The organism is Methylocystis echinoides, assembly GCF_040687965.1.
In the GTDB taxonomy this organism is placed as follows: domain Bacteria; phylum Pseudomonadota; class Alphaproteobacteria; order Rhizobiales; family Beijerinckiaceae; genus Methylocystis; species Methylocystis echinoides_A.
The window spans coordinates 141,314-161,164 of sequence record NZ_CP156084.1; the positions used below are offsets into that span (position 1 = coordinate 141,314).

Below are 19,851 nucleotides of genomic sequence, written 5' to 3' on the forward strand. Positions count from 1 at the left end.
GGCCCCCTCCCCGGCCCTCCCCCGCTTCGCGGGAGAGGGAGCGGATTGTGGCCTTCATTCAAATGGCTGAGCACGAGCGTCCCGTCTCCTGCGAAGCGGGAGTGAGACTCGGAGCAACGCTCCGCATCATTACCGACGGCCGCGCCGGGCATGAGGCGCAGACGCTCGGGCTCGCGGAGGCGCTGGGCCTCGGGCCAGACATTCGCGCCGTCGACCCGCGCCCGCCCTATTCGTCGCTCGCGCCCTTCGGCCCGCCGGACCCGCGCGACGCCTTCGCCTATGCCGCACCCTACCCGGACATTGCGCTCGCCGCCGGGCGGCGCGCCTTGCCGGCGCTGCGGCGGCTGAAGCGCGACTCTGGGGGGCGTGTCTTCACGATCTATGTCAACGCCCCGGCGCTCGGCTGGAACGCCGCCGATCTCATCGTCGCGCCGCGCCATGACCGTCTCAAGGGCGCCAATGTGATTTCGCCGCTGACGCCGCCGAATCGCATCACACCGGCGCGCCTCGCCGAGGCCCGCGCCGCCCCCGACCCGCGCATCGCCGTCCTGCCCCGCCCGAGGGTCGCCATGCTGATCGGCGGGGCCGAGGGCGTCATCCATGACCTCGACCATATCGCCGGCGCCCTGCTCCAGGGCGGGTTCGGGGTGATGGCGACGCCCTCGCGGCGCACGCCGCCCGAGGTCGCGCAGGCATTACGGACGGCGCTCTCGGGGCCCGGCGGCTTCTGCTGGGACGGTTCGGGCGAAAACCCCTATCTCTCCATTCTCGCCAACGCCGATCGCCTCGTCGTTACGGGAGACAGCGTCAATATGGTCGGCGAAGCGGTCGCGACCGGCGTCCCGGTCCATGTGATCGAACCCCTGGCCCCGCGCCCGAAGATCCGCGCCTATCTCGCCGCGCTGGAAACGGCCGGCGCCATCCGCATTTGGCGCGGTCCTTTCGAGGACTGGACCTATACGCCCATCAATTCGACGCCGATGATCGCCGCGCGCATCGCGGCGGATTTCGCCAGTTTCTCCTCCTGAGGCGCGAGGCGCGCGTCTTGAAGGACGAGGAAATCCGGCAGGACCAAGCGGCCGATCCTTCGAGACGGCCCTTCGGGCCTCCTCGGGATGAGGGGGAGAGACCGCCAAAGCCTCTAAGCCGCAGGCGAACAACCGTCCCAACGCCGGCAGGAGGATTTCCTCATCCTGAGGGCGCGCAAGGCGCGCGTCTCGAAGGACGAGGAAATCCGGCAGGACCAGGCGGCCCATCCTTCGAGACGGCCCTTCGGGCCTCCTCAGGATGAGGGGGAGAGACCGCCAAAGCCTCTAAGCCGCAGGCGAACAACCGTCCCAACGCCGGCCGGAGGATTTCCTCATCCTGAGGGCGCGCGAAGCGCGCGTCTCGAAGGACGAGGAAATCCGGCAGGACCAAGCGGCCCATCCTTCGAGACTGCCCTTCGGGCCTCCTTCAGGACATGAGGAGAGAGACGGCCACGGGGCGTATGCGCGGGAGAGACGGCCGCCTTGCGGCGCGGCGCATAATCGCTAGATTGCGGGCTCCTTCGCGGCCGTTTCGAAAGAGTTTCCCATGTCCGCCCCCAAGCATGCGCGCGTCATCATCATCGGCTCCGGGCCCGCCGGCTATACAGCCGCGATCTACGCCGCGCGCGCCATGCTGGAGCCGATGCTCATCGCCGGCTTCGACCAGGGCGGCCAGCTCATGATCACCACTGACGTCGAGAACTACCCCGGCTTCGCGGAGCCCGTTCAGGGGCCGTGGCTCATGGAGCAGATGCGGCTTCAGGCCGAGCATGTCGGCACGAAGCTCGTCTCCGACCACATTGTGGAGGCCCGTCTCGAGACCCGCCCCTTCACCTTGATCGGCGACAGCGGCGCGACCTACACCTGCGACGCGCTGATCGTCGCGACGGGCGCGAAGGCCAAATGGCTCGGCATCCCGAGCGAGGAGAAATTCAAGGGTTTCGGCGTTTCCGCCTGCGCGACCTGCGACGGCTTCTTCTTCCGCGGCAAAAAGGTCATCGTGGTGGGCGGCGGCAACACCGCGGTCGAGGAGGCGCTCTATCTCTCCAACCTCGCCTCGCATGTGACGCTGGTGCACCGCCGCGACATGCTGCGCTCCGAGCGCGTGCTGCAGGAGCGGCTGCGCCAGCAGGCGAACGTCTCCGTTCTGTTCAATCATGTGATCGATGAAATCGTCGGCGTGGAAGGCCCGCTCGCCGTCACCGGGGCGCGGGTGAAGAATGTCCTTACCGGCGAGACGCAGACGCTCGACGCCGAGGGCGTCTTCATCGCCATCGGCCATGCGCCCGCCTCCGAACTGTTCAAGGGCCAGCTCACGGTGAAGCCCTCTGGCTATATCGCCGTCGAGGCCGGCACGACGCGCACCAACATCCCCGGCGTCTACGCCGCCGGCGACGTCGCCGACGAAGTCTACCGCCAGGCCGTGACCGCCGCCGGGCTCGGCTGCATGGCCGCGCTGGAGGTCGAGAAATTTCTGCTCGGCGCGCCGGCGCTGGCCACCGAGCCCGCTTGAGGAGAACACATGACAGAACGCGTCATCTTCCAGAAGAAAGCCATGCCGGTCGAGGTGGAGGAAGGAAAGACCTATTACTGGTGCGCCTGCGGCCGCAGCGCCAAGCAGCCCTTCTGCGACGGCGCCCACAAGGGCTCGGGGATCGAGCCCGTCGCCTACAAGGCCGAGGCCACCGGCAAGGCGTTTTTCTGCGGCTGCAAGCATTCAAGGAAAGAGCCGCTCTGCGACGGCACGCATAAGGAGCTGTAAGGCGCTGGGCTCCGGGAAGCCCCGCTCAAGGGATTTGAGCCTCGCGGATTTGCGCGGCGCCGCATCGGGCTCTAAACATCGTCCCGGATTCACCCTCGCCCGATAAAGATCCCCGGATGCCCGATCTTCTCCTCGAACTGTTCTCCGAAGAAATTCCGGCGCGCATGCAGCGGCAGGCGGCTGACGACTTGAAGAAGCTCGTCACCAACGCCCTCGTCGACCGTGGGCTGACCTATGAGGGCGCCGCCGCCTACGCCACGCCGCGCCGGCTCGCGCTGCAGGTCGTCGGCCTGCCCGGCCGCCAGCCGGACGTGCGCGAGGAGCGCAAAGGGCCCCGCGTCGGCGCGCCGGAGGCGGCGATCCAGGGCTTTCTGAAAAGCGCCGGGCTCGCCTCGCTCGAGCAGGCGCGGATCGAGAAGGACAAGAAGGGCGCGGAATTCTATCTCGCGGTGATCGAGCGCGCCGGCGCGGCGACGATCGACGTGCTGGCGGAAATCCTGCCGGGGATCGTGAAAAGCTTCCCGTGGCCCAAGTCCATGCGCTGGGGCGCCGCTTCGGAGCGCACAGAGAGTCTGCGCTGGGTGCGCCCGCTGCATGCCATCGTCGCCACCTTCGGGCCGGAGACCGAGACGCCGGACGTCGTGCCCTTCGAGGTCGACGGCGTTCGTTCGGGCGACGTCACGCGCGGCCATCGCTTCCTCGCGCCGGCGCCCTTCCGCGTGCGGCGCTTCGAGGATTACGCGATGGGGCTGGAGCGCGCCAAGGTCGTTATCGACCCGGCGCGGCGGCGCGACATCATCCTGCATGACGCCAAGGACCTCGCCTTCGCACAGGGGCTCGAACTTATCGAGGACGTCGGGCTTCTGGAGGAGGTCGGCGGCCTCGTCGAATGGCCGGTGACGCTGATGGGCTCTTTCGACGAGAGCTTCCTGTCGATCCCGCCCGAAGTCATTCGCGCGACGATCCGCGTGAACCAGAAGTGCTTTGTGCTTCGCAAAGGCGACGCGCTGACCAACAAATTCATCCTCGTCTCCAATATCGAGGCGGCGGACGGCGGCGCCACGGTCGTCGCCGGCAATGAGCGCGTCATCGCCGCGCGGCTCTCGGACGCGAAATTCTTCTACGAGACGGACCTCAAGACGAGACTGGAAGACCGGCTGCCGAAGCTCGACCAGATCGTCTTCCACGAGAAGCTCGGCACGCAGGGCGAGCGCGTGAAGCGCATCGCCGCCTTCGCCCGCGAACTGGCGCCGGTCGTCGGCGCCGATCCGGAGAAGGCCGCGCGCGCCGCGACGCTGTGCAAGGCCGATCTCGTCTCGGAGATGGTCGGCGAATTCCCCGAGCTGCAGGGGCTGATGGGCCGCTATTACGCGACCGCGCAGGGCGAGGACGCTTCGGTCGCCGCCGCCTGCGAGGAGCATTACAAGCCGCAGGGGCCGAGCGACCGCATCCCGACCGACCCCGTCTCCATCGCCGTGGCGCTCGCCGACAAGCTCGACACGCTCGTCGGCTTCTGGGCGATCGACGAGAAGCCGACCGGCAGCAAGGACCCCTATGCGCTGCGGAGGGCGGCGCTCGGCGTCATCCGGATCGTGCTGGAGAATGAACTGCGCGCGCCTTTGGCGCAGATCGTCGACCGCCATTACAACGACTTCTCCTTCCACGCAAAAGCGCTGAAGAAGACGGACAGCGGCATGGTCGGCGTGAAGGCGGTCGAGCTTTTGGAATTTTTCATCGAGCGCCTGAAGGTCTACTTGCGGGACAAGGGGGCGCGCTACGATCTTATTGATGCGGCGCTCGGCGCCGTGGCCTTCGCCGACTCCGAGGAGGAGCCGGCCGCGGCCGCGCCTCTGCAGGACGATCTGCTCATGATCACGAAGAAGGTCGAAGCGCTCGACAAATTCCTCGCCACCGACGACGGCAAGAATCTGCTCGCCGGCTTCAAGCGCGCGGTCAATATTCTCAAGGCCGAGGAAAAGAAGGACGGGCCGCAGGCCTATTCCCACCGCCACGCGCCCAATCTGCGAATCGAGCCGCAGGAGCACAAGCTCGCCGCCGCCATCGCCCGGGCCCGCGAGGAGACGGCCGAGCGGCTGGCGAAGGAGGATTTCGCGGGCGCCATGCGCGCGCTGTCGCATCTGCGCGCGCCGGTCGACGCCTTCTTCGACCATGTGACGGTAAACGCCGACAACGCCGACTTGCGCCTGAACCGCCTGCGCCTGCTCGCGGAACTGCGTCGGGTGATGATGGGCGTGGCCGACTTCGGCAAGGTCGCCGGCGAAGCCCAAGCATAACGAGCCGCGAGAACCAACCTCACCCGCGAACGATCCCTCCCCCTTGCGGGGAGGGTGGCCCCGCGAAGCGGGGTCGGGCGGGGCGCGCAGCGTTGTGAAACTGCTTTCTTAATACCGGCTTGCGGCCGCCCCAAGTCCCCCACCCGGCGCGCCGCGCGCGCCACCCTCCCCGCAAGAGGGGGGGATGGAAACGTCGAGAGACCGTTTCATCGGCGCTCCTCCCCCTCGCCCCGTGCGCGGGCGCACGCACAGCCATGCGCTTCTCCCTTATTCCGAAACTTGGCCGAACGATACGGCCGTGTTACTGGCGCGATACGTCCCGGTAACAGGGGAGAAATATTATGAGCATCCTTTATTCGTCCCGTCGCAGCTTTGTTTTCGGACTGGTGGGCGCCGCCGCTTTCGCAGGCCGGCCGGCCTTTGCCGGCGAAATGCTGAAGGATATCGCGCAGCTCAAGCCCGGAGACTATACTTGGCATCCCGAGCGCGCCGAGACGGGGCCGGTGTCGGTCGTCGTCTCGATCCCCGAGCAGCGCGTCCACGTTTATCGCAACGGCATCCGAATAGCGGTCTCCACCTGCTCGACCGGCAAGCCGGGCCATGCGACCCCGACGGGCGTGTTCGTCGTGCTGGAGAAGGACAAGAATCATCACTCGTCGATCTACGACGACGCGCCCATGCCCAATATGAACCGGCTGACCTGGTCCGGCGTCGCCTTGCACGCCGGCAATCTGCCCGGCTACCCGGCCTCGCACGGCTGCGTGCGCCTGCCGGTGAAGTTCTCGGAACTGCTGTTCGGCGTCACCCATATCGGCACGCCGGTCATCATCGCCGGCGCTCATACCGACCCCTGGGAGCTGACGCATCCCGGCATGGTGCTCTCGGGCTATGCCGAACAGGAATTCGAGCAGGTCGTCTCGAGCCTCGACGGCAAGAAGCACCCCTCGGACTGGGCGGCGGCGGAGAGCTATCCCGTCACGAGCGTCATCGTCTCATCCGCCGATCGTGTGATCGAGCTCATCGAAAACGACCGCGTCGTCGCGCGCTCCAAGCTCACTCTCAAGGGCGGCGACGCGCTCGGCTCGCATGTCTTCGTCTTGAACGGCGCGGCCAATGACGCGCGCGGCCTGAGGTGGAGCGCCATCACCCACAGCGCCGCGGCGTCGCCGGCGATGCGCGACGACGCCGTGATGCAGCGAATCGGCGCCGAGCCCGCTTTCGTCGAGGCGATGCAGACGCGCATGCACCCCGGCATGACCATGGTGCTCACCGACGCGCCCCTCTCGCCCGACAGCCGCAGCGGCAAGGATTTCGTCATCGTCACCACGGGGTGATTCCCCCTCTCTCCCCCAGCGGGGAGAGGGGTGGACGCGGGCCTTGCACCGCCGGGCGTTGAAACTGTCATGCCGGGGCGGCAACATGCGCCCCTGCGTCCGACACGGATCAACTCATGCGCCGCCCTCTCGCCGTCGTCCTCTTCCTTCTCGCGCTGTCTTGCGAATCGGCGGCGGCGGAGCGCCTCGTCAATCTCACGCTGCTCGTCTTCAGCGACATCTATGAGATGGACGAGCGCAATGGGCGCGGGGGATTTGCGCGCGTCTCGGGCGTCTTGAAGGCGGAGCGCGCCAAGACCAAAGCGACCCTCGTCGCGCTTGCGGGGGACGCTCTGTCGCCGTCGCTTCTCTCGAGTCTCGACAAAGGCGCGCATATCGTCGAACTGCTCAATCTCGTGGGCGTCGACGTCTTCACACCGGGCAATCACGAGTTCGATTTCGGCGAGGACGTATTTCGCGCGCGCATGGACGCGTTGCACGCCACGCGTCTCGCCGCCAATCTGCGCGACGGCGCGGGGCGTCCGCTGCCGGGCTTCGCCGACAGCGCGATCATCGACGTGGAGGGCGTGCGGATCGGCGTCATCGGCCTGACCGAGGACGAGTCGCGCGAACGCTCGAACACGGAGACGCTGCGCATTTTCCCGGCGATCGAAACCGCGCGGCGGGAGGCGCGGCGGCTGCGCGACGCGGGCGCCGATCTCATCGTGGCGGTCACCCATTCCGAGTGGACGGACGATCTGCGCCTCGCCAAGACCGGCCTCATCGACGTCATCCTCTCCGGCCACGACCACAATCTCTTCGTCGCCTATGACGGACGCGCCGTCATCGCCGAGACGCAAGCCGACGGCGCGCAGCTCGTCGCCGTCGATCTTGCCGTTACCGTGTCCGACGCCGGCGCGCGCAAGGTCGCGTGGTCGCCAAAGTTCCGCATCCTCGATACGGGGGACGTTGCGCCCGACCCCGCCGTCGCCGCGCGCGCCGACGAAATTCGCGCCCGGCTGGACAAGGGTCTCGACGAGCCGATCGGCGTCACGCAGAAAGAACTGGATGGACGCAAGGCGAGCGTGCGCACGCGCGAGACCGCGCTCGGCGACTACCTCGCCGACGCCATGCGCGCCGCAACCGGCGCCGATGTGGCGATTCTCAACGGCGGGGCCATTCGCGGCGACGCCGTCCTCCCCGCCGGCGCGACGCTGACGCGAAAGAGCGTGCTCGCCGCTTTGCCCTTCGCCAACAGGCTCGTGACGATCGAACTCAGCGGCGCCGATCTGCGCGCGGCGCTGGAGAGCGCCTATGGCGCGCTCGGCAAGGATGCGGGGCGCTTCGCACAAATCTCCGGCGCGCGTCTCGCGCTGCGGCGCGACGCGGTTCCAGGCTCGCGCCTCCTCGCCATCGCCATCGGCGGCGCGCCGCTCGACGAGAAGCGGCTCTACAGGATCGCGACGAACGACTATCTCGCCAACGGCAAGGACGGCTATGACGCCCTGCTTCGCGGCCGGCCGCTCGTCACCGAGGACGCGGCGCCGCTGCTCTCCGCGGTCGTCATCGAGGCGATCCGCAAGGCGGGGGCCATTTCGCCGGCGGTCGACGGGCGGATCACGATCGAGTGATGGCACGGCCCTTACGTGTCAGCCCGCGGCGATCGATCGCCCCCGAGCCGACATACATCATTACCGACGCGTTCTGCACCCCGCCCTCGAGCGCCGACGATTACGCAGGGTCCGTCGCTTTTCTTCCCAACTCCTACCAGCCGCACGGACGCAGCGGCGATATTGAACGCGCGGGCGAGCCGAACCGTGGTCGGACTGCCGGAGGAGGGATTATGGCCGCATGGGGGATCGCTATCGTCGCGGATTGCCCCCGCCGAGATCTGAGGAGCGGTCGCTCACGAGGAGCGACGCACCGTTTTGATCGTCGCGGCCGGTCGGCCCGAGCGTTCGGCGATCTCGAGATCCTGGGCTTCGAGGATCGCGCGTGCGGGCGCGTCGCCGTCGAGCCCGCCCAGCGCTTCCTTGGGAACGCGACGATTGGAGCGTTGGCTGCCATCGTCATAAACGACGTCGAAGAGAACGAACTCGCTCTTCGTCGCAGGTTTGCGGGCCATGGTGACTCCCCTGTCGGCGCGGCCGCGAACGATCAGAAGCCGCCGGCGGCCGGCGTGAGCGACGGCGTCGGCGAGGCGGGCGTGGCCGGACGGGGCTTCGCGGGGCGCGGCTTCTGCTTCGGCGCCGGCAGGAGGCCTTCGCGCTGCGCCTGCTTGCGAGCGAGCTTGCGGGCGCGGCGAATGGCTTCCGCCTTTTCTCGCGCGCGCCGCTCAGAGGGCTTCTCGTAAGCGCGACGCTGCTTCATTTCCCGAAAGACGCCTTCGCGCTGCAGCTTCTTCTTGAGCACACGAAGGGCCTGATCGACATTGTTGTCGCGAACCAAAACCTGCACGAGTTTTCCGATCTGCAAAAAAGAGGAAACCCGGCTCTCGGGGGATGGCGCGAACCATGCGCTCGATGCTCCGACATCGAAGCGAAAATGGCGAGAACTCGGGTATCAGGAAGATTCGAGGGCGGGAGGCTCCAGTTCGACAGTCGAACGGCCCCGCCGGCTCTATTTAGGGCAATGCGCGGGCAAGCGCCAGCCATAATTGCGATTGGCCAGGGCGGCGGCATCAAGGCTATGGCTCGAGGACGCCCATGGCGTGTAAGCTGCGGCCGTCATCGAGCCCGGGCCTGTCGTGCAACATCAAGTCTTTGATTTGGCAAATAAACTTCTCGTCGCTCTTCGCGAGCGCAAGCTTGTCGCGGCGACGGCCGAATCGTGCACGGGCGGCCTCGTCGCCGGAGCGATCACCGAAGTTGCCGGATCGAGCGAGATTTTCGACCGCGGCTTCGTGACCTATTCCAACAAAGCCAAGCAGGACATGCTCGGCGTGCCCGAAGCGCTGATCCTCGCCCACGGCGCCGTGAGCGAAGAGGTCGCGCGGGCGATGGCCGAGGGCGCACTCGCCCATTCCGGCGCCGACCTCGCCGTCTCCATCACCGGGATCGCCGGGCCGGGCGGCGGATCGGCGGCGAAGCCGGTGGGGCTCGTTCACTTCGCTCTGGCGCGGCGCGAGGCGCCGACTGAGCATGTCGAGCGCCGCTTCGGGCCGCAGAGTCGAAGCGACATTCGCGAGGGCGCAGTGAGGCAGGCGCTCGAAATGCTTCTCGCGGCTTCCACGCGCTGACGTTACGCCGATTTCTGGCAAGCCATCTTCGAGCGCAGATCGGCGTCGGCGCGGATGAGATTGTCGCGCGCGGCGTCGAGCCAAAGCGCGCGCGTCTCGGGAAGGCGGAAAAGCGCGTCGCCGCCGCCAAGGAAGCTCTCCAGCATCTTGGTGCGCCCGAGGAAAAACTCCTGCTCCGGCGCCCAGCCGAACTCGAACCGTATATCGTCGAGGTTCTTGAGGAAAACCGGCCAGGGCGCGGCGAGCGAAGAGAGATCGAGATCCAGGAAGAGGTCGAGGTCGCGCGCAAAGCCCGGGTAATGCTCTTTTCGCGCCTTCGCCTTCATGTGGTGGGAGGTGGCCATGATGAGATCGTGGATCGCCTGCGCCTCCATGGCGTCGAATCTCGAATGCCGCTCGAACAAATCGGCGCTGTCGCGGACATTTTCAGGATCGAGGCGCGGGCGGCCATCGGGATCGCGGGTGAGGTAGACCGAGTCGTGCCAGAAGATGGCCGCCGCGACGAGGTCGGGACGCGCGGCGAGTGGCGAGAGACGATCGAGCTTCTCCAGCATGTCGGCGATATGGCCCCAGGCGTGATAGGCGCGCTGGGGCTCTCGATAGCCGGCGTCCAGCGCGTCGAAGGCGTCGGCGTCATGGCGGGAGGCCAAAAGCGACCAATATTTCCCAATGATTGGATCGATGCCGAGGGCGTCTACTTGCTTGTCAAATTCCATACCGAGGACCAACCTTCCCGCACGCCGTCGCGGGCGAGGCCCGCATATCGCTTTTCTAGGGCCGCGTAGAGGCTCGCCCAGAGGCCGGGACGAGTTCGCGCCAGTTCCGCCGCGCGCGCCGCGGCGGCCTCGAAGCGACCTGCCTCATATTCAGCCATCATTTCCTGGTGCGATGTGCGCCAGCGCACATACGGCTGCGAGGTAGCAAAGTGCGCGTCGCCCGCGAGCGCGAAGACCTGGGTGGGCTCGCTGCGGCCGACGACGACAATGCGGCCGAGATCGAGCCAAGCCAGGTCGGGCGCCGCGTCGCGCACCGCGCCAGAGGCGATGATATCCGTGCCGAAGGCCTTGCTCGCCCCCTCGAGCCGCGAGGCGAGATTCACATTGTCGCCGAGAATCGAGTAATCGAATCGCCGCACCGAGCCCATATTGCCGACGTTGCAGGGACCGAGGTTGAGGCCGCAGCCCATGCGCGCCTCGACATAAGGACGCCCCGTCTCCTGAGCGGCCCTGGCCCGCGCCGCGTTGAAGGCGAGCAGCGCCTCGCGCATCTCCAACGCCGCCTTCAGCGCCTTGCGCGGATGGTCGGCGATGTCGAGCGGCGCGTTCCAGAAGGCGAGAATGGCGTCGCCCATATATTTGTCGACCGTGCCCTCGCATTCGAGAATGGCGTCGGTCATGGGCGTCAAATAATCATTCATGAACTGCGTGAGCTCGCGCGCGCTCATGCCTTCGGAGAGGCCGGAGAAGTTGCGCAGGTCGGAGAACAGCACGGTCAATTCGCGCGTCTCTCCGCCGAGAACGAGCAATTTCGGATTCTCGGCGAGGCGGTCGACGACCGCCGGCGCGACGAATTTGCCGAAAGCGTTGCGCACCTGGCGTCGCGCTGAATTTTCGGAGCGCCACAGGGTGACGGCGCCGACGATATAAGTGCCGATGACGACGAGGCTCGGATAGGCGGGATCGATCAACATCCCGTATTTTTCGAAAAGGTAGAAGGAGCCGCCGAAAAGCCCCGCCACGGCAAGCGGCGCGTAAAGCGTGGAGACGGACAAAGGCGCGAGGAACAAGAGCGGCATCGTCACCAGAAACGCGAGAAAAGAGAGAACGACTTCCAGCCCCGGCGCCCAGTCGGGGCGCGACAACAGCGCGCCGCTGGTGAGCGCTTCGAGGATTTGGGCGTGCACTTCGACGCCCGGGACGACCGGCTCCAGCGGCGTCGCGCGAACGTCGCCGAGGCCAATCGCGAGCGCGCCGACAAAGACGATCCGCCCTTCGACTTCGCTGCGCGGAACCTGGCCTTCCAGCACCGCCTTGGCGGAAAGAGTCCGCCGCGAATCTCTGAAGGCGTAACGCGGCCGCACGTCGGCCGCCGACCCCGTGGCGATCTCGAAGGCGCCGACCTTTACGGCGTTGACGCCGGTATGCGCGCCATAGGCGGTCTCGCCGCTGGCGTTCGAGGAGCGCACGATGATGCTCGGCTCCCCCTGCGCGACGCGCAAGCCCTCCAGGGCGAGCGACGGCGCAAGCGACTCGCCGACGCGCAACAGCAGCGGCACGCGTCGCACGACGAGGTCACGGTCGGGCAGCCAGTTGGTGACGCCGACGCCCTTCGCCTTTTGGATCAGCGCGGCAAGCGGCAAAATGGCGCCCGGGAATTCATAGACAAAGGGCAGCGGGTCGTCGCCCGCCGAGACCACGCCCCCCTTGGCCGGGAAAGACTTTGCGCCCTGCGCCGCCAGCGTGGCGCCGATCACGACCGGTCCGCGCCCGACCGCATCGGCGAACAGGGCGTCGCTATCCGGCGCCTTCGCCACGAGCCGCGCGACATCCGCCCGCAGCTTGGCGTCGGGCAAGGCCTCAACGAGCATGCGGGCGCTGGCGCGATCCGGCTCGGCGAAAACGAAATCGAAGGCGACCACCGCCGCGCCCAATTCGCTCAGGCGGTCGACCAGCGCAGCGATGCGCGTTCGCGGCCAGGGCCACTGCCCATAGGCCTCGAGACTTTCTTCGTCGACGCCCACGACGCGGACCGGCGCCTCTGGGTCGTAGACGCGCGGCGACAGCCGCTGATAATAATCGAAGACCATGTTGCGCAGGTCGTCGAGGAGGCGGGGCTGCAACAAGCCCCAGGGCAGCGTCAACAGGCCGGCAAGCACAGCCGCGACGACGAAGATATGTTTGCGCGATCGCATCGAGGGTCCGTGAACATGGCGCAAGCGCGCGGCCAACCTGCTTTTTGGCCACGCTAGTTCACGCTGCGCCCTTCAACAAGACCAAGGCCGCGCTCCGAGGCGCAAAGCTTCAGTCCTTCCCGTGCGAATAGGACCGATGGGGATAGGAGTGGGTGTAATGGCCCGTCGGGGTCTCGGGCGCGTCCCGAGGCGCGGCGCGCGGCTGGGGCGGCGCAGGCTGATTCGTCGCATTGGCGCTGCTCTGGACCAGGGCGCCGCCCGCCCAGACGGGCGCAAGCGCCTCGAGCCCCGGCGGCGGCTCCACGCTCGCGGGCGCGTGATCTCCGAGCGCGGCCGCGCTCTCGTTTGAGTGGCGGCCGCGGGCTCCGCCCGATTGTCCGCGACGGCTGGCCATTTGTGCGGTAATGGCGGCGATGGTCTCGCCCGGCACGCGGAAAGGCTCCGAAACGCCCTCCCCGGCGGCGCAGACGCCGAAACCGGGACGGTTAAGGATTTGCGACCCGCCGCCGGCTCCGCGCACCTCGATGACGCCGACCTGATGCACGACAAGGGTTCCGCAGTCGCCGCCGATCCGCAGGAGAAGCGAACCGCCGCGGACGCCGACCGCGGCCGTCGGCGTATTCAGCGTCGCGCCGGCCCCATGGCTCACGCCGCCGCCGACGAATCGCATGACGCCCCTGGCGAGCCGCACGCCCTGGCCGCCCGCGCCGCCCTGATAGACGAAGTCGTCGATGGCGACCGAGCTGTTTCGTCCGACGGTCATGGTGGAGGAATCGTTGAAGATGATTTGCGCGCTGCCCTCGGCCGAAGTGTCGATGCGCTCTCCCTTTTCGACGCCGAGGCCGATAGCGAGCGCATGCCGCGCGGCGCCGGGCGGCGCGCCGAAAGCCGCCGGGTTGGCGGCCCCGACGTTGCCGACTTTTTCCGCCGCCGCCGGCAAGGCCGGCAGCAAGAGCGCGAGGGCGAGCGCGAATCTTTGAATTGTGGACATGAGCGGTCTCCCTAGAATTTCGCCGTGGGGCCGAAGGAGACCGAGACGTTCTGCGTCCGGAAGTTCGGCAGATTGGAGTCGTTGCGGGAGAATTCGAGATTGCCGGCGAAGCCGAGCATGGCGGTCACGGGCGCATCCAGCATGACGCCGTACGTCCATGCCGAGTCGCGTCGCGCGACGAAGGGCGAGACGAGCGGATTTGGCGCGTCGAAGGAGAGATGGGTGAAGCGCGCATAAGGGGCGATCGTCCAGCGGCGCCCGAACATCGGATGCAGCGGATCGACCTCGAGCCTCAGCAGCGCCTGCGCGTCGATCTGGTCGGAACTCTGCGCGACGTAAAAGGCGTTCGCCCGCGTGTAACCGAAGCGCCCTTCGAGCCGGACCGTGTCGAAGAACGCATAGCCGCCGCTCACATAACCGGTCACGGCGTCGCCCGACGCTAGGGTCGACAATGTCGCCGAAGGCGCGACGCCGAAGAAGCCGCGCGTCGGAGCGACCGACAGGCTGCGCCATTCGGCGCCGGGCTCCAGCCAGGCGTCGGGCGTCAGCTCGGCGCGAAAGCTCGCGCCCGCGCCGCCGGCGTTGAGATAATTATCCGAGCCGAGCAGCGAGACGACGCCCGCGAGATAAGGCCTGACCGACAGACCGCTCAACGCGCTCGACGGGAGAAAAAAGCGCGGGCCGATCGAGCCGGAAAACAGCGCCACGCTGTATTGCGGCAAGCGGAACTGCTGCGTGGCGTAAGCGGTCCCGCGCGTTTCGAGGCGGTCGCCGCGCCGCGCGCCGAATTCATATTCGTGCTGCGCCTCGACGAGCTGAAACGTATTGACGTCGCGCGCCGGTCCGCCGGGCGCGACGAGCCCCGCGCCGCCAACCTGGAAGAGATTATTGGCGGGGAAATAGTTGGCGTTGGACTGCGCCCGAAAACCCGAATGCAGACGGACCGACAGGCGGCTCGGCTGCGCGCGTTTCTCGATGTCGGGCAGCTGCGCGTCGATCTGGGCCTTTTGGACGGCGTCGAGGCTCTCGCTCTCGCGCGCCTCCCGCAGATGCTGCGCGGCGATGTCCCAATTGCCGAGGCGCGCATAAAGAAACCCCAGTTCCTTGCGCGCCCGCGACAGATCGGGATTGAACATCAACAGCCGTTCGAGCGCCCCGACGGCGCCCTCATAGTCCTCGAGCTCGGTCGCGAGGACGACGAAGCGGTAGGTCGCCGCATCGTCCTCGGGATGGCTCTGAATATGCGCGGCGAGGCGATCGCGCTCCGCGTCGCTGTCCTGCGCGACCGCGGGCGCGTGAAGCGCCCCGACGATCAAGACGGCCGTCAGAACCTGTGCCGACAAAGCTCTAAGAGAAAGCACCGGGCGCCCCCTTCACAACGAAGGAATCATCGCCCGCAGCCTTAATCTTTGCAATGAGCGCCCAGGCGCTGGACGAGCGCCGATCTGGTCGCAGATCTCTTTTTCAGCTTAAGAAGAATTAATTGCCGACAACGCTTTTCGGGACTCGAGCCCCGCAGCAAAGAAAAACTCAATGTTGCGCCAAGGCGACAGCTCGACCATGGCGGCGCCTGCCGAGCGGGCGGCGCGCGCAGGGCGGCCGGCGAGACGACGCAGGCTGCGACAGAAGCCGGCGCAGCACGATCAGGAGATCGGCGGCTTCCCGCGTCGCGCCATCTGTCACAGCGGCGCGAATGTCGGCGACGATCGCGGTACGCGCGAGAGCAGCCGAGCGCCGGTTGCGGCAATAACGGGCGAGGAGACGCTCGTGCTTCTCGCCCGGCACCGCGCCGAGCATGATTTCATGCGGGCCGAGCCCGGCGATTTCCTGGCAGCGCGCAATGGGCGTCAACTGGATGCTCATCACAACCCCTCCAAAGGTCATTGCTCGAATAATGCGAGCTAGACCCTGTATAGGGGTTGGCGGAGAGCGCGTGCGTGCGCGAGCGCACGCGTCACTCCGCTTCGTTCATCGCGTCGCGCACGCGCTTTTCGAGCACCGCCGGGCGCAGCAGGACAAGGCCGCCGCGGATTTTCTCGGCTGTGCCCTCCTCGATCATGGCGCCGAGCTCGCGGCTGACCTGCTCGCGACGGCAGCCGATGCGCGCGGCGAGATCATGCTGGAAGGGCGGCGGCGAGATGATCGCCTGGCCGTCGTGCCCCTTGCGCGGCGACGACATGCGCAACAACTCGGAATAGAGCCTGTGGCGCAAATCCAGCACGGAGCGCTCGAACAGCCGGATGTTGAGTTCGCGTATGCGCGCCGTGAGCAGACGCATCAGCCGCTCGGAAATTTCCGGCGAGTGCAGCACGATGTCGCGAAAGACCCCTGGCGGGGCGAGCATAATCTCGGCGTTGGTCAGCGCCGTGACGTTGGCTGACCGCTTGGCGCCGTCGATCGCCGCCATTTCCCCGAAGAATTTGCCGGGGCCGAAATCGCCGAGGATCATCTCCTTGCCCGCCGCCGTGCGGACCAGCACGCGCACGTCCCCGCTCACGATGAAGTAAACGTCCTCCGACGGGTCTTCGAAGTCGAGGACAAGCTCCCCCTCGTCATAACGCTTGCGGACGCATTGGCGGCCGAGGCTTTCGGCGCGCGCCGAATCGAGTCCGGCGAAAAAAGGAATGCCGTCGAAGACCGACACGGAAAACGCTCCGGGAAAAGATGACGAGAGGGGCGCGACATAGTGCCGGCAAAGGGCCGCGCCGTCGAGGGGCGTTTTTTTGGCGCAGGCGTCGCCATTGCTCTCTGGCGCGATGGGGCCGGCCGCGCGACAATTAGCGGATGGATCTGCGGCTCGCGACCTTCAATCTCGAAAACCTCGACTGGGCCGCGACGCGTACGGCGGCGTTCGAGGCGCGGCGGGCGGCGCTGCTGCCGCTTCTTCTCGCGCTCGACGCCGACGTGCTCTGCCTGCAGGAGGTCGGCGCGCAAAAGCCGCACAAGCACGCGCCGCGAGATTATCTCGCGCTCGAGCGGCTGCTGGCCGGAACGCCTTACGCCGATTACGCGCGAGCCGCGAGCGTACGGCCGGGAACCGACGCGCCCGCCGACGTTCACAACCTCGTGCTCCTCAGTCGCTGGCCGATTCGAACAGCGCGGCAAATTCATCACGACATCGTCCAGCGCTGGTCATGGCCGCCGCCGCGCGACGGCGACGTCGCGCCCGAGCCTATTCTCATCGAATGGGATCGGCCGCTGCTCTATGCCGCGATCGAACCGCCAGACGGGACGCTCCTGCATGTGCTCGATTTGCATTTGCGCGCGCCGCGCCCTGCCCCCGTCGCCACCGCGCGCGGGGAAGGCTCGAGCAAGTCGCAGGTCGAAGGGCAATTCGTCGCGGCGCAAAAGCGCGAGGGGCAGGCGCTGGAGGCGCGTCTCTTCATCGAAACGATTTTCGACGCCGAACCCGAGGCGCGTCTCGCCGTCTGCGGCGATTTCAACGCCGACGAGTACGACGCGCCGACGCGCTTGCTGCGCGGCGGCGACAATGAAACGCAGCAGGGGCCGCGCGCGCTGACGCCGCTCGAAGTCTGCGTCGACGCCACGCAGCGCTTCACGGTGATCCATGCCGGCCGGCCCAGGCTCATCGACCATATTCTCGTCTCCAACGCTCTCGCCAAGGGCTGGCGCGAGACGCGCATTCTCAACGACGGCCTGGAGGACGAGGTCTTTGCGCAGGACCCGATCCTCGGCTCGCTCCATGCGCCGATCGTGGCGCGGCTGTCTCTGTGACTGGTTGCGCTGACGGCCTCAACCTGTAAGCTTTGCTGGTTGCAAGGAGAGCCACATGAAATTCACAATCCAGTTTTCCGCGTTCGTCGCGGCTTTGTCGCTCGTCTCCGTCGCTCGCGCCGCGGAGCCGCTCACCGAGCAGGACGCTTATGAGATCGGCAAGGAGGCCTATGTCTATTTCTACCCGCTCGTCACGATGGATGTGACCCGCAAGGTCATGACCAATGTGGAGCCCGGAAAAAAGCCGGGCGCCGGCCCGATGAACGCCTTCGCCCATGTGCGCGAATATCCGCCCGCCGATTTCCACGACGTCGTGCGGCCCAACTTCGACACGCTCTATTCGATCGCCTGGCTCGATCTGACCAAGGAGCCCATCGTCATGTCGGCCCCGGACACCAAGGGGCGCTATTATCTGCTGCCGCTCCTCGACATGTGGACCGACGTTTTCGCCTCGCCCGGCAAGCGCACGACGGGAACGGCCGCCGGCCATTTCGCGATCACGCCGCAGGGCTGGAAGGGCAAACTGCCGAAAAACGTCGAGCGGATCGACGCGCCGACCCCCTATGTGTGGGTCGTCGGCCGCACACAAACCAACGGGCCGAAAGATTACGCGGCGGTTCACGAGGTGCAGGACGGCTACAAGCTCACGCCGCTCTCGCGCTGGGGCAAGCCGGAGAAGCCCGCCGCCCCGTTCAAGCCCGATCCTGGCGTCGACATGAAGACGCCGCCCATGGAGCAGGTGGATTCCATGCCGGCGGCAAAGTTCCTCGGTTATGGGGCGGAGCTCATGAAGGCGAACCCGCCGCATGTGACCGACTGGTCGCAGATCGCGCGGTTGAAGCGCCTCGGGATCGAACCCGGGAAGAGTTTCGACGGCGAGAAGGCGGACCCGAAAATCAAGGCCGCCCTGGAGCGCGCCCGCGTCGATGCGCTGGCGGAGATGAAGGCCAAGACGCCGACGCTCGCCCGCGTCGTCAACGGCTGGCAGATGAACACCGACACAATGGGCGTTTATGGCGATTACTATTTGAAGCGCGCCATCGTTGCGCAGATCGGCCTCGGCGCCAACCAGCCGGAGGACGCCATCTACCCGTTCAACCTCGCCGACAGCGAGGGCCAGCCGCTCAAGGGCGGAAGCCCCTACGTGCTGCATTTCGCGAAAGGCGAATTGCCGCCGGTCGAGGCTTTCTGGTCGCTCACCATGTATGACGACAAGGGCTTTCAGATCCCGAACCCGATCAACCGCTTTGCCATCGGCGACCGCGACCCGTTGGCCTACAATCCAGACGGTTCGCTGGATATCTATATTCAGCCTGCGAGCCCGGGGCCGGACAGAGAGGCGAACTGGCTGCCCGCGCCAGCGTCGGGCGGCCCCAGCGTCACCATGCGGCTTTATGCGCCAAAGCCGGAAGCGCTCGACGGCCGCTGGGCGCCGCCTGCGATCCGACGGGGCCAATAAGCGCGCCTCTCCTTATACGCCGTCCGCAAGCCGCCATCGCCTGTCCCCGCGCGCGGCGAGAGGGTCAGGGTGAGGGGCTTGCAGCTTGAAGCGGCGCGCCGTCCATGCCGATGCGGTGCATCAGATAGCACAGGCAATCCTGCTCCACCGCGCGCGGGTCGACGGTGAGCATGGCGGGGATGGCGGGGCATGTCAGCCTGATCTCGCCGCCGTCATAGGCGAAGCAATCTTCCGGCGGCGGGTGGTCGCCGTCGCCGGGCAGGATGTCGAGTTTCATCCCGGCGCGGGCGACGCCGAAAGTCGCCTCCGGCGACAGTTCGCTGAAGTTCAGACGGTCGATATCGGAGCGGAACATGAAATCCGCGGGCGACCCGTCAAAGGAAAAGGTCGATCCGGCCGGCGGCTTGACGATGGCGAAGGTGCGCAGGAGATCGACGTCATGCGCGGACGGCGCATGTTCGGGCAGTTGGGTAATGGAGAGCGCCGCTTCGACGAGCTCGATCGCATGTTCGGTCGCCGAGCCCGCGCCCGCCTTGCCGCATTCGACGGTGATCGCGGGACAAAGATTGGCAAAAGCCGCCGCCTGCGTGCCGACGGGGCGCTGGAAATGCACCACGGTTCGCGAAAAGAGCTGCGCCAACGCGATGAAGTTGGGCTCCAGCCGCCGCACGCAGGCGTAATGTGGATTGAAGCCGGTGTTGTTGTGAATGTCGATGCTGGCGAAGAGACCGCGCGCCGCGGCGAAATCATAGACCCATCGCGCCGTCGCCGCCTGCGGGTCGTCCGGATAGAGCGTGCCCGGCCAGACGCGATTGTAGTCGCGTTCGGCCGGCAGCGTGCGCACATTCGCCGCCGCCGCCCGCACATTGCCGATGTAGAGCAGCAGCGAACGGTTGAGCCCCCGCGCCGCATGGTGGCGCAACACCACCTGCATCGCTTCGAGCCCGCTATACTCGTTCCCATGCAGCAAGGTCGAAACGAACAGCGGATGCGGATCGCGCCCCGGCAGATCGAACAGCGTGGGGCCAGGAAGGATTTCGCTCAGTCTATTGGCGGGGCAGTCGAGAAAGCCTCCCGGCAGCCGATCCATCACCGCGCAGGGCGCGTCGATCACAGTCAT

Annotated in this window: 18 protein-coding genes; 9 read left to right on the forward strand and 9 right to left on the reverse strand. The window is 66.9% G+C overall.

The annotated features are described in order from the left end of the window. Positions 1 to 47 precede the first annotated feature (47 nt). The 6 genes from RVU70_RS00735 to RVU70_RS00760 all read left to right on the forward strand — a co-directional run bounded on the left by RVU70_RS00735 (position 48) and on the right by RVU70_RS00760 (position 8,028). Positions 48 to 1,028, forward strand: a complete 981-nt coding sequence (locus RVU70_RS00735; protein WP_363349193.1) for a mitochondrial fission ELM1 family protein — start codon at positions 48 to 50, stop codon at positions 1,026 to 1,028. Positions 1,029 to 1,575: 547 nt separating this feature from the next. Continuing rightward, entirely contained in the window at positions 1,576 to 2,541 is a 966-nt protein-coding gene (trxB, locus tag RVU70_RS00740) for a thioredoxin-disulfide reductase (RefSeq protein WP_363349194.1), read from the forward strand. A 9-nt stretch (positions 2,542 to 2,550) separates the two neighbouring features. Beyond that, positions 2,551 to 2,790 carry a CDGSH iron-sulfur domain-containing protein gene (locus RVU70_RS00745; protein ID WP_363349195.1) on the forward strand — a complete coding sequence of 80 codons (240 nt, stop codon included), beginning with the start codon at positions 2,551 to 2,553 and terminating at the stop codon, positions 2,788 to 2,790. Positions 2,791 to 2,906: 116 nt separating this feature from the next. Then, a complete protein-coding gene (gene glyS / locus RVU70_RS00750) occupies positions 2,907 to 5,084 on the forward strand; it encodes a glycine--tRNA ligase subunit beta (protein ID WP_363349196.1) in 2,178 nt (725 codons plus the stop codon). Between the two features lie 341 nt (positions 5,085 to 5,425). After that, complete coding sequence (locus RVU70_RS00755; RefSeq protein ID WP_363349197.1) at positions 5,426 to 6,418, forward strand: L,D-transpeptidase; 993 nt, start codon at positions 5,426 to 5,428, stop codon at positions 6,416 to 6,418. Positions 6,419 to 6,534: 116 nt separating this feature from the next. Then, positions 6,535 to 8,028, forward strand: a complete 1,494-nt coding sequence (locus RVU70_RS00760) for a bifunctional UDP-sugar hydrolase/5'-nucleotidase (RefSeq protein ID WP_363349198.1) — start codon at positions 6,535 to 6,537, stop codon at positions 8,026 to 8,028. Positions 8,029 to 8,303: 275 nt separating this feature from the next. Here RVU70_RS00760 and RVU70_RS00765 read toward each other — a convergent pair whose 3' ends face one another. Beyond that, positions 8,304 to 8,522 (reverse strand): hypothetical protein, encoded by a 219-nt coding sequence (locus tag RVU70_RS00765; RefSeq protein WP_363349199.1) that lies wholly within the window; start codon positions 8,520 to 8,522, stop codon positions 8,304 to 8,306. Positions 8,523 to 8,554: 32 nt separating this feature from the next. After that, positions 8,555 to 8,854 (reverse strand): 30S ribosomal protein S21, encoded by a 300-nt coding sequence (rpsU, locus tag RVU70_RS00770; protein WP_363349200.1) that lies wholly within the window; start codon positions 8,852 to 8,854, stop codon positions 8,555 to 8,557. Between the two features lie 310 nt (positions 8,855 to 9,164). Here rpsU and RVU70_RS00775 point away from each other — a divergent pair, with 310 nt between their 5' ends. Next, entirely contained in the window at positions 9,165 to 9,635 is a 471-nt protein-coding gene (locus RVU70_RS00775; protein WP_363349201.1) for a CinA family protein, read from the forward strand. A gap of 2 nt (positions 9,636 to 9,637) precedes the next feature. Here RVU70_RS00775 and RVU70_RS00780 read toward each other — a convergent pair whose 3' ends face one another. The 6 genes from RVU70_RS00780 to RVU70_RS00805 form a co-directional block, all read right to left on the reverse strand. After that, entirely contained in the window at positions 9,638 to 10,351 is a 714-nt protein-coding gene (locus tag RVU70_RS00780) for a hypothetical protein (protein ID WP_363349202.1), read from the reverse strand. Further along, entirely contained in the window at positions 10,330 to 12,546 is a 2,217-nt protein-coding gene (locus RVU70_RS00785) for an adenylate/guanylate cyclase domain-containing protein (protein ID WP_363349203.1), read from the reverse strand. Before RVU70_RS00785 ends, RVU70_RS00780 begins: the two co-directional genes overlap by 22 nt. A 109-nt stretch (positions 12,547 to 12,655) precedes the next feature. Beyond that, on the reverse strand, positions 12,656 to 13,537 hold the full coding sequence (locus RVU70_RS00790; protein ID WP_363349204.1) for a FecR domain-containing protein: 882 nt from the start codon (positions 13,535 to 13,537) through the stop codon (positions 12,656 to 12,658). An 11-nt stretch (positions 13,538 to 13,548) separates the two neighbouring features. After that, positions 13,549 to 14,880, reverse strand: a complete 1,332-nt coding sequence (locus tag RVU70_RS00795; RefSeq protein WP_363349205.1) for a tetratricopeptide repeat protein — start codon at positions 14,878 to 14,880, stop codon at positions 13,549 to 13,551. A 187-nt stretch (positions 14,881 to 15,067) separates the two neighbouring features. Next, a complete protein-coding gene (locus RVU70_RS00800) occupies positions 15,068 to 15,400 on the reverse strand; it encodes a polysaccharide deacetylase (protein WP_363349206.1) in 333 nt (110 codons plus the stop codon). A gap of 91 nt (positions 15,401 to 15,491) precedes the next feature. Next, positions 15,492 to 16,181: a Crp/Fnr family transcriptional regulator gene (locus tag RVU70_RS00805; RefSeq protein ID WP_363349207.1), complete on the reverse strand. Its 690-nt coding sequence runs from the start codon at positions 16,179 to 16,181 to the stop codon at positions 15,492 to 15,494. Positions 16,182 to 16,321: 140 nt separating this feature from the next. Between RVU70_RS00805 and RVU70_RS00810 the strand changes: the two genes are divergently transcribed. Together RVU70_RS00810 and RVU70_RS00815 are read left to right on the forward strand one after the other, a co-directional pair. Continuing rightward, positions 16,322 to 17,272: an endonuclease/exonuclease/phosphatase family protein gene (locus RVU70_RS00810; protein ID WP_363349208.1), complete on the forward strand. Its 951-nt coding sequence runs from the start codon at positions 16,322 to 16,324 to the stop codon at positions 17,270 to 17,272. Between the two features lie 55 nt (positions 17,273 to 17,327). Next, positions 17,328 to 18,731, forward strand: coding sequence for a DUF1254 domain-containing protein (locus RVU70_RS00815; RefSeq protein ID WP_363349209.1), 1,404 nt, complete (start codon positions 17,328 to 17,330; stop codon positions 18,729 to 18,731). 64 nt (positions 18,732 to 18,795) lie between these two features. Here RVU70_RS00815 and RVU70_RS00820 read toward each other — a convergent pair whose 3' ends face one another. Then, a complete protein-coding gene (locus tag RVU70_RS00820) occupies positions 18,796 to 19,851 on the reverse strand; it encodes a M14 family metallopeptidase (RefSeq protein ID WP_363349210.1) in 1,056 nt (351 codons plus the stop codon).